This is a genomic window from Agrobacterium sp. SOY23, from assembly GCF_027212525.1.
GTDB classification, from domain to species: Bacteria; Pseudomonadota; Alphaproteobacteria; order Rhizobiales; family Rhizobiaceae; genus Agrobacterium; species Agrobacterium tumefaciens_I.
Genome location: NZ_JAPWDT010000007.1, coordinates 221,672 through 234,537, shown reverse-complemented (window position 1 = coordinate 234,537; position 12,866 = coordinate 221,672). Strand labels below are relative to the sequence as shown.

Genomic DNA, 12,866 nt, shown 5'->3' with positions numbered 1-12,866 from the left:
ATGGCACTCTTCGCTCAACCGATCAGCATGACCATCGCCCCGCCAAACGGCAAATCTGTACGGTGGGGACAATTCGCAACTGGAACCATCGCGATCCTCGTTCTGGCCCTCATGGTCCTGGCTATCGGGCGCAATCAAAGCGTCCAGTGGAGCGAGATCCCGCGCTACATGATCGACCCCGTCATTCTTGGCGGCGTGGTCCTGACGCTCGAACTGACCGCCGGCGCCATGGTCGCCGGCATCGTCATCGGCTGCCTCGTTGCCATTATGGCGACGAGCCAGAACATCGTTCTCAAGGCGATTGCCGTCGCCTTTGTCTGGTGGTTCCGCGGCGTACCGCTGATCGTCCAGATATTCTTCTGGTTCAACATCGCGCTCTTCGTTCCCGAGATCGGCTTCGGTTCCTGGTCCGTTTCGGTAAACGACATCGTCACACCCGCCTTCGCGGGCTTCCTGGCGCTGGGTCTGCACGAGGCGGCAAACATGAGCGAGATCATTCGTAGCGGCCTGACAGCCGTGGATCGGGGACAGCGCGAAGCCGCATCGTCTCTGGGCCTCAGACCATTGCAGACCCTGCGGACCGTCGTCCTCCCTCAGGCAGTCCGTCTGATCGTCCCGCCGACCGGAAACCAGGCGATCGGCATGCTGAAAGCGAGCGCCATCGTTTCTGTCATCGGCATGCAGGATTTGTTGACACAGGCGCAGGCCATTTATGCCCGCAACTTTCTGGTCATCGAGCTCCTGTGTGTTGCATCGCTTTGGTACCTCGGGATCACCACGATCGCATCGATCGGCCAGCACTATCTGGAACGGAAACTCGCGCCGAAAGGCCGCTCGAACAGCGGCAAGAATTGAGCATTTGGACGCCCTAAGCGCCGGCGATGGCGCCAGAAAAATCAATCAACCAAGGGATCGCCACCGCAGCGCATCCTATCAGGAAACATCAAGGAGAGACCACTATGAGACTGGGTATCGACAGCCAAAAACTTCCCGAGTTCGTGAAACGGGGACCGCTCGCAAGCCTCGACCTTGTCAAGGAACTCGGCCTTGGGGGCCTGTTCTTCCCGACCGTTCTCGACATGAGCCCGACGCTCGACAAGGCTGCCCTTCGCGACATCCGCGAGAAAGCCGATGAACTGGGGCTCTACCTCGAAAGTGGCGTCGGCAAGATCAATCCCTATTGCAGTGCCGAGGCTCCGGAGTTTCGGGCGATCGGCGATGGCGACGTCATTCTGGGCTTTACCCGAATGATCGAGGCAAGCGCTTCCATCGGCTGCCGCGAACTATGGATCTCGCCGGGCAATTTCAAATCGGAGTATCGTGGCAGGCTGGCAAACGACCGCTTCCGCACCGACGTCACCTGGAATGAGCAGCTGCTGGCAATCGAGAAGGTCTTGCGGAAACTCGCTCCCGTCGCGCGCACCAATGGTGTCCATCTCAATATGGAAACCCATGACGAGATTACGTCCTTCGAAATAGTGCAGCTGATCGAAAAGGTCGGTGAGGACTGCATGGGAGTCGTCTTCGACACGGCCAACGGTCTGCAGCGCGGGGAACATCCGGTTTACGCGGCAAAGCGCATCGCGCCTTACGTTCGCCAAACCCATATCAAGGACGCCTATGTGGGCCGCGCACCGGGCGGCCTCGATTTCCAGACCCGCCCCGTCGGTCGCGGTATCGTGGATTTTACCACAATCATTCCGATCCTGGCCGCGGCGAACCCGGATCTCAATCTCTCGTTGGAAGTTGCGGCCTCCGTCGAAGACAAGCCGCGCAAGGCCAATCCACGCCAGTGCATCGAGATTGACGACCCCACATGGCGCGCTGCCCACCCGGACCTGGATGCGGAAGAGCTGGAAGCCTATCTTTCTCTGGTCAGCGCCTTCGAAAAGCGTGTTGCTTCCGGAGAGATCCCTGATTGGGAGACCTATGAGGCAAGCAACTACGGCCACCCGACATACGAAAAGCAGACCTATGGCTTCCACGCGGCTATCATCTTCATCCGCAACTCAGCCAAGCATATCGAGGCGATCTGCGCCGACAACGGCATTGATCTTTCCGCACCCGTCGCGAAACGCGAGGCGGCTTGATATCGCCCTGCGCGCTGATGGCGGAGATCGCCGCCGCCATCGTGCAAAACACCAAGATCAGGTGGATTTCCAGCGCGCGTCAATGTACGCAACAATATGTGTATGGATGTGATCAAATCGAGCAACTGCCGCTCGAATGCATGCGGAGCAGGACATGAAGAAGACACGTCGGCAAAACCCTAAAGCCGCCCCGAAGGCGCCGAGCGCGGCCGAAACCACAGAGAATGCCAATGACGATGTCTCTGAGCGCATTCGCTCGACCCTTGCCAATGCCATCGGCGAAGGCGCGCTGAAACCCGGCACCAAAATCCTCGAAGACGCGATTGCCGACCATTTCGGGGTCAGCCGCACCGTCGTTCGTGGCGCTCTCGGCGTACTGGAAAGCGATCACCTGCTTGAACGCAAGCGCAACCGCGGCACCTTCGTCGCAGAACCGGGCATCGAAGAAGCCAAGGCTCTGTTCGAGGCGCGCCGCAAGATCGAACACGCGATCCTCGACCTCGTAATGGCCCGTGCCACCACCGAACAACTTGATGCGCTCGAAAAATTGACCGATGAGGAAGAGCATATTCACCACCACGGCGACGAAAAGTCGAAGACGGTGCTTTCCGGAAAATTCCATATTGTGCTGGCAGAGCTTGGCGGCAATGCTGTCATGACCGAAACGCTCTCCAAGATCGTCGCGCGCCTTTCCCTCGTCATGGCGCTTTATGAAGAAGACAAGAAAGACGACTGCGGCGCCGACCACCACCGCCTGATCGTTACCGCCTTGAAAGCCAAGGACTTGGCCAAGGCGCAACAGTTGATGGATCACCACCTCGCCGACATCGAGGGTCGCGTAAGGCTGACTGAAGGACAGGGCGATCGACATACTTTTATGGCGGTGCTTGAAAACTTTTCCTGACTGTCTTCGCCTTGAAGGGAATCGGACCGAAGCCCCGCAATTTCGGCTTCCTGCGACTCAGGGGTTTATCATATCTTGAATGACAAGCCCGAGCGCTAATATGCCCTTAGGTTGAGCGAGGCTACCATCGCTCCAAAGCAGCAGCCAGTTGCAGCTCCCTTTATCAGGCTGACGACTTACCAAGTAGCCCCTGAAACACCCTAAAACCTGACCGTGAGCCCGGCTGTGCCCGCGAGGCTGTAGCTGCTACCGAAATCGGCAAGACTTGTATTCACGCCAGCTTGACCGCGGATGGCGTATTTATCGTCGCCCCAAGAATAAGTACCGCCGATCCCGAGGCCACCCCAGAGACTGTCCTGCTTGTTGATCAACTCGAAGCCAGCAAGATCGGTCCTGCTATTGGGCAGAGCGTCGTAGTAAAAATTGGCAATGCCATAGGCATGGATACGGCTGGTCTCCTCGGCCTCATCGATCCAGGTGTCCTGGTAGTCCGCCGAAAGGCCTAGCCGGATAGTGAGGTCATCGCCCTCGGTCAGCGAAACGGCGGCGCCGTAGGGGTCGGTGAAGCCATCATAGCTGACATCGGAATAGGTTAGCTGCGCCTGTGGCGTGATCGACCAGTTGCGAGCAAGCGCGATCTGCTGGCCAGCCTCGACACCAAGGGCGTAACCGAAGCCGCCATTACCCGAAACCAGGCCGGTCGCTGCGGTCGAGGAAGCGAGTGCGCTGTCGTACCAGGTCAGGTTCGCCTGAGCATCGAGGTAAAAACCGCCCGAACCATACCAGGTCAACGATCCGCCCAGACCATAGCCGCTGCTGCTGATCGAGCCGTTTCCGAATATCGAGGTCACATCGCCAGCAATGGTGCCATATCGCGCGGAAAGTCCTCCGACAAGATTGCCGGCCTCATCCGAATAGAGCTGCTGATCGACCCCGGCCTGCAATTGCCAGGTATCGACATCGAAGTCAGTGCCGGTCGTGGAGAACCTGGAATTCATGCTGGCGTGGCGGCCAACAATACGGCCCCAGATACCGCTATCCGCGCCAGCCGCTTCGGGCAAGGCGTCTGCTTCGGCCGGACCAGCAATCCAGGCGCGATTACCGACGCGCTGCTGCAAGGTTTCGAGTTCATTGAAACTCTGCAGCACCGTGGCATAAGCCTCGTAGATCGGAGCCCCGGCCTGATAAAGTGGCCCCGTCGGTGTACTCCCGTTGATCAAGGCCGACCGCAGATACCAGTCACCGTCGGCAGGCGTGCTGACGCCCCCCTGATAAAGCCGATAGGCATAGGCCCCGGCAACTACCGCCGGAGCTCCTTCAAAACTATAGCTCCCCAGCAGCGTGAAATCCCCCGCGGATACACCCCCGACATCAATGATTCTGATGCCTTCGCTGGTCAGCGCACCAGTGCCTCCGAGATTGATGACACGAACACCGGTGCTGCCGGACGTGTCGCCGGTCACCACCAGCAAGTCCGTGGCCGAGCTGTCGTCACCCAGAACCGTCTCGATTTCGAGCGTGCCGCCATTACCGGTATAATTGCCCGCCACGGTGAGTATGCCGATCGAATTGCCCGGAGCGATAGTTCCTCCGGCAAAATTCGTCGTCGCCCCTACCTGGCCGATACCCTGCAATCTCCCACCTATGACCTCGATCGACCCACCAAGCAGGCCATAGACCGAGAGAATGCCGTCATACACCCTGGACATGCCAGACAGGCCTGAACTGTCGGCGGTGAGCGTGGTCTGCCCGGCACCGACCTGCCAAACGCCACCTGTCCCGGCGATCACCCCGCCAAAGGTCACTGCATCAGAGCGATTGAAGGCCAGCACACCGCTATTGGCGACATTTCCCATTATGCTGCCGCTCGTCCCGCCATTGCCCAATTGCAAGGTGCCGGCCGCGATCGTCGTGCCTCCGCTATAGGTGTTGGCGCCGGTGAGCGCCAATGTGCCCAGACTATCCTTGGTCAAGCCGCCCGCGCCGGTCATGACAGGGGCGATGCCGATATTATGGCCATTGGTATCGATGAAGCCGCCGCCAGCGCCAAGGGTAACCTGCTGAGCGCCAAAGCTGTTGAAGAAATTCGCATTATTGCTGATGGCCCGAACGATGCCGCCATCCAGAGTGACATTTGCCGTGCCGTTCCCGCCGCGGAAACCGCTGGTTTCCAGAACCCCACGCGCACCTGGCGTACCCAGCACATTCAGCGTGCCACTGGCCGCCGCATTGTCGAAGCCGAGATAAACGCCACTATTCGCGTAAACCCGGCCGCCATCTGCAATGGTCAGCGCGCCGGTCCCTTTATGGCCAAGGTTGAGGTTGAAGCCGGTCATCTCCCAGTTCGACCCCGCTCCGATCACGGTAACGTTGCCATCGCTGCCGGCTTCGGCGCCCACATAGCCCTGATTGCTGGTCAGGCTGGCGCCGTCTTCAATTCGCAGAACGCCTTGGTCACCCCAACCGACCGTAAGCTGGCCCGCCATGGTCCAGGACGCGCCCGAAGTCAGGAGCACTTCGCCATGATCATAGAGGCCGATGACGGCGTCATTGCTCGATAGAGTGGCACTATTCGAGAGCTCGATATTGCCCTGCCCGTCCAGGCCGACATTGACCCGCCCGCCAACTTCAACATGACCGCCCAGTTCAATATTGAGCGTTCCTGTCCCCTGATCTCCGATGTTCAGACTTTGCCGAAGTGACCATATCGAAGCATTGCCCGAACCATCCGCGCCCGTGACCGTCACAATGCCGGTGCTGCCCAGAAAGGACCCTATATAGCCGGTCCCGCCGCTGACGAACCCGCCCGCGTCGATGCCGAGCGTTCCATTGCCTTCCTGCCCAATGACGACGTCACCAAGATTGTCCCAACGTGAACCCTGGTCCGAGACCGTTACGACGCCGACACCGAGCGTATTGAGCCCCACGTAACCCGTAGCATTGGTCAATGTGCTGCCATTGAGAATGGTCAAGCTACCAGCACCGTTCACACCGATTTCCAGATCAACGTTGCCGTCGATGAGTGCGGGGTCTGACGGCGTGCTGTCCCCGCCCACGAACACTTGCGCTGATGCGGGCGAGAGCGCCGCCAGCGCTACGACGAAAGGCGCCGTCGAAATGAGCAGACACCGACGCGACGCCCAAACACTTTGGTAAAAAAGGCTTTTTTGCATTGCGCACTGGCCCGAAAATTATGAGACTCAATGCCCGATGTTGCCAATATGATACTTAATTATCCATTAATTGCTACCTTACCGAGTGCTGTCGTTTCAGAGAAATTTGGTTGGTCGAGATGTTGACTTCATCAATCCAACCGATACTGCCGCAGCGCAACTTCTAAAGGCGGCGCCGGCGATTGGCGTTGGTCAGTTGGCCCGCGCCCAAACCCGTCCACGAGCGTCTGAATGCTTGCCAATTGCCGCAGGCTGCCAGACTGCAACCACCTCAAAGTAGGGCATTCAGCTCAAACAAACCCGAATGGCAGCTTCCTGAAACAGGTAGAGTGACACCGAAGACTGAAATGAAGGCGCGAAGCCGACGTTCAGCGACTGATCTTCTATTTCCGATTGGGCGCCATTGCGAAAGTGAGCACTGCTCGCTCTTGACAGGGATCCGACTCACGACACCTGCATGCACACCGTCGTTATCTGGACCAGGGATTGATCACCTTCAGTCCTGCAACCTCGAAAGGGCTCGTGTCGCGAGTTGCGATCACTAGGGCGTTTGCTGCCGCTATGGCCGCGATGTAACCATCAGCCGTACCAATCGCTTTCCCAGATACTCGAGCGCGTGCCATCAGTTCGGAATAAAACTGAGAAGCAGCCAGATCGAAGGAAAAGATGCGCTCGGAAAAGTGGGGCAGCACTTCGCCTTCAAGGCGGTCGCGGAGGATAGTCTGACGTTTCCCTGAAGGCATAGCAGCAATCCCGAATCGAAGTTCAGCAATCGTTATTGCGGAGAGGGAAAGCGTTTCGATAGCTTGGGCGTCCAACCAAGCGATTACCGCCTCATCAGGAACCGGCTTCCAGGGTTCGGATATAACGTTGGTGTCCAGCAAGATCATTCGAAGGTCATGGGTTCAGCAGGTGTCTTGTCGCGACTTTTCTGCAGGGCATCAACGTCGCTGTCGGAAAGCTCGGCGTCGCGACCAATGGCCGTCAGCAAGGAGCCAAGCTTGATACGTTCAGGAGGACGAACAGCCGCTTCAATAATGTCACGGATCTCAGCCTCGGTGCTCCGCCCATGATGAGCCGCTCGCACCCGCAGAGCACGATGTGTTTCATCAGAAAGGTTTCGAATAGTGACTGCCGGCATTGATATCACCTCCACAGAAATGATGGCTTTGATATCAATATATGCAAAATGTAGATTATTGCAATGACCGTTTCTGGCGCTGAGCATTCTGACGGCTCCCGACGTGATGTCAGCTATTCAATGCGCTGCTGCCACCTGAAACCTGCCATTTGATCGGTACCACGAACGGCAGAGCCGCTGCGGGAGCAGACTGTCAGCGGCCCGGAACGACAGCACATGTAAGTGTCCCCGGCTGGCAACGTCGTTCGGGCTGACGCTGTAAAGCGACAACCACCCTCACGCAGGCCAACGGTTACCGCCAAAAGGACCATAGAATAAAGATTGCACAAATCCGCAACTTGCTTCCTGTTTCACATTGCGGCTCCAGATCGCTTTGGCCTGCGTATTGCGCGAACTTTGGGGCTATCCCCGGCCCCGCAGAAAAAACGATCCCGTCCGTCGGATTCAAGTCCGGAAACTGCCATTTCCGCCGGCATCTCCAACCGCTCCAGCACTTCACCGGTCGAAGGATCGATGCGGCGGACATCGCTTTGGTCGTTCTCCCATGTACCGTGCCAGAGTTCGCCGTCGACCCAGGTGACCCCGGTAACGAAGCGATCGGTTTCGATCGTGCGTAGTACCTTTCCCGTCTCGGGATCGATTTGATGGATTTTGCGGCCACGATGTTGCCCGACCCACAGCGAACCCTCAGCCCAGGCAAGGCCGGAATCGCCTCCATTGCCGGGGGCGGGAATCGTGGCAATCACCTCGCCGGTCCTGGGATCGACCTTCCGAATCACCGCTTCAGCAATCTGGAACAGGTACTCGCCATCGAATGCCGTGCCGGCATCGGCGGCAATATTGAGCGAGATCAGCATGTCCCCGCTGTCGGGATCAAACGCGTCCAGTTTTGCGCCTGTCGCCATCCAGATCCGGCGACCGTCAAAGCTGACCCCATGGACGTGATCCACTCCGGGAAAAGGGCCATATTCACGGATAATTTCGGCGGCTGTGTGTTTCATGCCCTCATCCTAGCCCAAAACGTCAACGGCGGGGAGTAACAAGCTTGTCGGGAACCCCGGTACACTCCTCGCAATCCAGCGACGGGCGCGTCCGTGGCCGAACCACTCCACCTTGTCATTTTTCGCAAGGGTATCGAGCGCCCGCTGCACCGTGCGCGAGCTGACGTCGAGCGCCAGCGCCAGCGCAGAACTGGACCAAGCCTCGCCATCGGCGAGAAGAGCCAGCACGTCGCCATGCTTGTCTTCGACGGGCGGCGCAAGCACCGCCACCGCGCCGCTGTCATGGGGCTCCAGTACGAATCCCCGCGCAGTGGCGCGTATCTCCGTCAAGGGCCTGATTGCCTCACGCAGACGTCCGATCTCGACCCGCAGCCGAGCGCGATGCGATTCGTCCGCCTCCCTTGCGCGAAAGGCACGGACGAGAAGCTCTTCCCGCGTGACATCTTCCGGCCAAGCTTCACCGAGCACGCGGATGAGCGCGAACAGGACAGGACGACTGGCGAGAAGGACCATGGCTTTATTGACGCGCAGAACGTTCCGGCAAACATCGATGACGAGCGCGTTCGATGCAATGAGCGCCTCGACCTCGTCGAGCTGAAGAAGCCGTTCTCCATCGCGCGCGACCAGCCGCGCGGCTGGCACTTCGAAGGCCCGTACGGCTCTGTCGACTTCGGCTTTCAATGCAGCATTTCCAACGGCGGCTGCGGCGTTTTCCGCGCGATCGAGCGCATCATGAGCCGGCTTCGCGCATATGCGGCGCATCGCGATGCCCGCGACTACCAATTCGTAGCCTGCCCGCGATGTCATCGGCAACGCACCAGCATCGAGGCTGCCCAGAACCCGCTCGGCCTCGTCGAGACGGCCGATCAACAGCAAGCGCCTTGCTTCGAGATAGCCGGCATGCGCGGCGTTCGCGACGTCTCCGAATGCCTCCAGCGTTGTCCGGGCGGCGGCGAGCCCGTCCATGGGACGGCCGAGGTCGCGCAAGACCAACGCGATCTCTGCCTCCGCGACGTTGCATCGCGCACGGGCCATAGGCTCCCGGCGGCCGAAAGCGCCCGCCGCGTTTCCCAGCAGTTTCTTCGCGCGCGCAAGGTCGCCGAGTTGCGCCATGGCAATGCCGCGCAGGGCAAGCGCCGGCGCATCGTCGCGCAGGGCGATGCGCTTGAGCGCAGCAAGCGGATCACCCGCCGCAAGCGCCCGCGCCGCGAAGGTCATCAGAGAGTCCATTGAAATCCCGTCACACTTGTTACTCACGTTCTCCGGCCGTTCGGACATAGATTTTTGTCAGGTTAAGCGTCGCGGGACGGTATGTCGAACCTCAAAAGGGAATCCGGAAATGACAATGTCCAAACCAACGGGAAAACGCCCTTCGGGCACCTGGCGACCAGGCAATGTCTCAGGGTGGCTCGTTCTTGCAGCTTCACCAGCCTTCGCGTCGATGGCCTGGATTTCGGCGAACGACATGCAGGCGGGGATCTGCGCGTCCCCACCCGGCACGCTGCCCATCAGCGGCATGGCCTTCATGTACCTGCTGATGAACCTCTTTCACCTGTCGCCCTGGCTGAAGCTCGCTTCCGCTTGCTGGCGGCAATATCCATCCCCCAAAACCCGAGGAGACTGACAATGAACCGCAAAATCGTTTCAGCCAAAGACTGGCGCGCCGCCCGGCGGGATTTTCTGAAAGCAGAGAAAGAGCTTACTCGACACCGGGACCAGGTTGCCCAAAAGCGGCTGGCACTGCCATGGGTACGGATCGAGAAGGAATACGGGTTCGATACGCTCGATGGCCCCCGAACGCTTGCCGATCTGTTCGATGGCCGATCGCAGCTTCTGGTGCAGCACTTCATGTTCGCACCGGGATGGAAGGAGGGTTGCCCGAGCTGCTCTTTCATGGCCGATCACACCGATGGCATGAACAAGCATCTGGCGCATCACGACGTTACCATGATCGCCGTATCGCGGGCACCGCTCGCCGACATCGAGCGCTATCGTAAACGGATGGGCTGGCAGTTCAAATGGGTGTCGTCCTTCGGAAATGACTTCAATCACGATTTCCGTGTCAGCTTCACACCTGACGAAGTCGCCTCCGGCAGGATCGATTACAATTTCGGAGAGTGGCCGGAGCTGGGAGAGGAGTGGCCGGGCATCAGCGCCTTTTACAAGGACGACGCCGGCAAGGTCTTCCGCACCTACTCCACCTATGGGCGCGGCGTCGAGGCGATGATGGGTACCTATCAGCTGCTCGATCTCGCCCCGAAGGGACGCAATGAAGCCGAAGGAATGGACTGGGTGCGCCGTCACGATCGGTACGAATAGCAGTCCTTGCGTTTGCCCGTGCGATTGCCGCGAGCGGTGACTGGGGAGGATATAATGCCCGAAACGGTTTCAAGGAAAAGCTCCTGGCCGATCTCGACATGCCTGTCGATCATCTCGCTGACCGTCGTCAGCTTTGCCCTGATCAGCAGCGAATTGCGGCCCATGGCAATGCCCCCGATCTCGGCGTTACGGAAGGCGCGGCGGGTCAGGTGGATGTCCTTACAGCTCTGTTTCCGGGTATCGCAGCGCCGATGGTGGCGGTCGTCATCCCCGCCAATCTGAACCTTTGCGTTCTGGTTACCGATGGCGGCAGGGCACAGGCCCGGTTCTGGCGGGGCGGCTTCGGCCGCCTCGAACTGCTATGTTCTTCGAAGCGGAACAAGTCCTGCTCTTGAAGGGAGTCGAACCTTCGACCCGATGTATATTCCGCCCTAATCGCTTGAAAACCTGTGCTTTCGTGCTGCCGAGATGACGCTACAAGCGGGCGACGCCGGAGGCCAGCCAGTCGTGGAAGGCGTTCACTTCGTAGCGCCTAAGAGCCTTCGACGACGCCACGACGTAGTAGGCCCATTTGACCGGCCACCGCACCTCGGGCATCAGATGCACGAGCCGACCGCTCCCGACCTCCTGCGCCACGAAGGCCTTGCGAACCAGCGCGATGCCGCGTGCCGCGACCGCCCCATTGATCACCGCTGCGGTGGAGTTGATCTTAAGTCCTCCGTCGGCTGGGCCCTGGTTCGCGCCGGCGCGGGCCAGCCACTCGCTCCAGGTCGGGAAGTCGCCGCCCGGATGCGGGGTGCCGTCATGGATCAGGGTCTGCTCCGCGATCCAGCCGGCCGTCACCTCGCGATCGGTCGGCAGCAGCTTGTTATGGCAGACGGCGATGATCTCCTCGCCCATGAGGTAGGTGGATTTTACGCCTTTCCAGGTCCCGAGGCCGCATCGGATCCCGATATCCGCCTCTCCCTGCGCGAGATCGATCACGCGATCGGAGACGTCGAGCCGGACGTCGACGTTCGGATATTTCGAGGAGAAGTCCTCCAGGCGTGACATCAGCCAGTTTGCCACAAGCGCTTGCGACGCCGTTACGACGACGACCGACCGGGCCTTGCGGCCGCGCAGCTTTCGAAGACCTGACTCCAGCAGGTCGAGACCCTGCGCGATGTCTTCAAGAGCCTCCTGTGCCTCGTCGACGGGCGTCAGGCGTTCTGCCCCGGAACGGCTTCTCTTGAACAGCGGATAGCCGACCCAGTCCTCTAGCGAGCGCACGAGCTGGCCGACGGCCGGCGGCGTCACGTCAAGTTCGGCCGACGCCCCGACGAAGCTTCCATGTCTGGCCGAAGCTTCGAGCGCCTGCAGCGATTTCAGTCTCGTCAGGTTTCTCATGATCATCACGACAAAGATTTTCTTTCTTCTCGATATGGCGTCTTTTCCTCGTGAATGCAAACGGTGGGGTCTATTCATGGACGACTGAACATGAGGAAAAACGAATGGTTCTTGAAGGAAAGACGGCGCTTGTGACCGGCGGATCGAGCGGGATCGGCCTGGCAGCCGCGAAGATACTGATGGAAAACGGCGCGCGCGTCGCCATCACTGGGCGCTCGGAAGAAAAGCTCGCCAAGGCCGTCGCCGAACTCCGTGGCGACGTCGTTCCGGTGGTCGTGGACGTCACGTTGCTGTCAGACCTTGCCGCGATGAGAACGAAGATCGAGGATACCCTCGGATCGCTCGACATCGTCTTTGCGAATGCGGGCGTTGCAATGGGCACGCCGCTCGCGATGGCCGACGAGGCGACATATCACAGGATCATGGATGCCAACGTAAAGGGCGTGTTCTTCACCGTCCAGGTGGTGCTTCCGCTGCTGCGCGACGGCGCCTCGATCATTCTCAACACGTCTTGGCTCAACCAGGTCGGAACACCCGGCCGCGCCATCCTGTCCGCCTCGAAGGCGGCGGTGCGGTCGTTCGCGAGAACGATGTCGGCCGAACTGCTCGACCGTCGCATCAGGGTGAATGCCGTCAGTCCAGGATCGATCGAAACGCCGATCCACCGCGGCAAGGATCAGACCGACGAGGAATTTCGCGCCTATACCGAGCGGGTCGGCACGCAGGTTCCACTTGGTAGAATGGGCAGACCGGAAGAGATCGCAGCCGCCGTCCTCTTTCTGGCCAGCGACGCATCGAGCTACATGCTCGGGGCCGAGATGGTGATCGACGGCGGCAGATCGGAACTTTGAC

The 12,866-nt window shown here is 59.7% G+C and carries 13 protein-coding genes; 7 read left to right on the top strand and 6 right to left on the bottom strand.

The genetic code is table 11. From position 1 onward, the window contains the following. The 3 genes from O3S81_RS20360 (at position 1) to O3S81_RS20350 (ending at position 2,994) form a co-directional block, all read left to right on the top strand. Positions 1–855 (top strand): amino acid ABC transporter permease, encoded by an 855-nt coding sequence (locus O3S81_RS20360; protein ID WP_269346122.1) that lies wholly within the window; start codon positions 1–3, stop codon positions 853–855. Positions 856–959: 104 nt separating this feature from the next. Further along, a complete protein-coding gene (locus O3S81_RS20355; protein WP_269346120.1) occupies positions 960–2,090 on the top strand; it encodes a sugar phosphate isomerase/epimerase family protein in 1,131 nt (376 codons plus the stop codon). Positions 2,091–2,244: 154 nt separating this feature from the next. Continuing rightward, the gene (locus O3S81_RS20350) at positions 2,245–2,994 is read left to right on the top strand and encodes a GntR family transcriptional regulator (RefSeq protein WP_269346119.1); all 750 of its coding nucleotides are present in this window, start codon (positions 2,245–2,247) and stop codon (positions 2,992–2,994) included. 200 nt (positions 2,995–3,194) lie between these two features. On the opposite strand, the gene O3S81_RS20345 is transcribed toward O3S81_RS20350, so the two are convergent. From O3S81_RS20345 to O3S81_RS20325, 5 genes are all read right to left on the bottom strand, one after another. Next, on the bottom strand, positions 3,195–6,167 hold the full coding sequence (locus tag O3S81_RS20345; protein ID WP_269346117.1) for an autotransporter outer membrane beta-barrel domain-containing protein: 2,973 nt from the start codon (positions 6,165–6,167) through the stop codon (positions 3,195–3,197). 470 nt (positions 6,168–6,637) lie between these two features. Next, positions 6,638–7,057 (bottom strand): type II toxin-antitoxin system VapC family toxin, encoded by a 420-nt coding sequence (locus tag O3S81_RS20340; protein ID WP_269346115.1) that lies wholly within the window; start codon positions 7,055–7,057, stop codon positions 6,638–6,640. Then, positions 7,054–7,308, bottom strand: a complete 255-nt coding sequence (locus O3S81_RS20335; RefSeq protein ID WP_269346317.1) for a FitA-like ribbon-helix-helix domain-containing protein — start codon at positions 7,306–7,308, stop codon at positions 7,054–7,056. Before O3S81_RS20335 ends, O3S81_RS20340 begins: the two co-directional genes overlap by 4 nt. Before the next feature lie 350 nt (positions 7,309–7,658). Continuing rightward, a complete protein-coding gene (locus O3S81_RS20330; protein WP_269346113.1) occupies positions 7,659–8,309 on the bottom strand; it encodes a Vgb family protein in 651 nt (216 codons plus the stop codon). Between the two features lie 9 nt (positions 8,310–8,318). Next, positions 8,319–9,539 (bottom strand): helix-turn-helix domain-containing protein, encoded by a 1,221-nt coding sequence (locus tag O3S81_RS20325; protein ID WP_269346111.1) that lies wholly within the window; start codon positions 9,537–9,539, stop codon positions 8,319–8,321. A gap of 115 nt (positions 9,540–9,654) precedes the next feature. Between O3S81_RS20325 and O3S81_RS20320 the strand changes: the two genes are divergently transcribed. The 3 genes from O3S81_RS20320 to O3S81_RS20310 all read left to right on the top strand — a co-directional run bounded on the left by O3S81_RS20320 (position 9,655) and on the right by O3S81_RS20310 (position 11,023). Further along, positions 9,655–9,933 carry a hypothetical protein gene (locus O3S81_RS20320; protein WP_269346109.1) on the top strand — a complete coding sequence of 93 codons (279 nt, stop codon included), beginning with the start codon at positions 9,655–9,657 and terminating at the stop codon, positions 9,931–9,933. A gap of 2 nt (positions 9,934–9,935) precedes the next feature. Then, positions 9,936–10,628 carry a DUF899 domain-containing protein gene (locus O3S81_RS20315; RefSeq protein ID WP_269346107.1) on the top strand — a complete coding sequence of 231 codons (693 nt, stop codon included), beginning with the start codon at positions 9,936–9,938 and terminating at the stop codon, positions 10,626–10,628. Between the two features lie 98 nt (positions 10,629–10,726). Continuing rightward, complete coding sequence (locus O3S81_RS20310; RefSeq protein WP_269346105.1) at positions 10,727–11,023, top strand: hypothetical protein; 297 nt, start codon at positions 10,727–10,729, stop codon at positions 11,021–11,023. 79 nt (positions 11,024–11,102) lie between these two features. Here O3S81_RS20310 and O3S81_RS20305 read toward each other — a convergent pair whose 3' ends face one another. Continuing rightward, positions 11,103–12,014, bottom strand: a complete 912-nt coding sequence (locus O3S81_RS20305; protein ID WP_331284199.1) for a LysR substrate-binding domain-containing protein — start codon at positions 12,012–12,014, stop codon at positions 11,103–11,105. A 104-nt stretch (positions 12,015–12,118) separates the two neighbouring features. Between O3S81_RS20305 and O3S81_RS20300 the strand changes: the two genes are divergently transcribed. Next, the gene (locus O3S81_RS20300; protein WP_269346101.1) at positions 12,119–12,865 is read left to right on the top strand and encodes an SDR family oxidoreductase; all 747 of its coding nucleotides are present in this window, start codon (positions 12,119–12,121) and stop codon (positions 12,863–12,865) included. Position 12,866 lies beyond the last annotated feature (1 nt).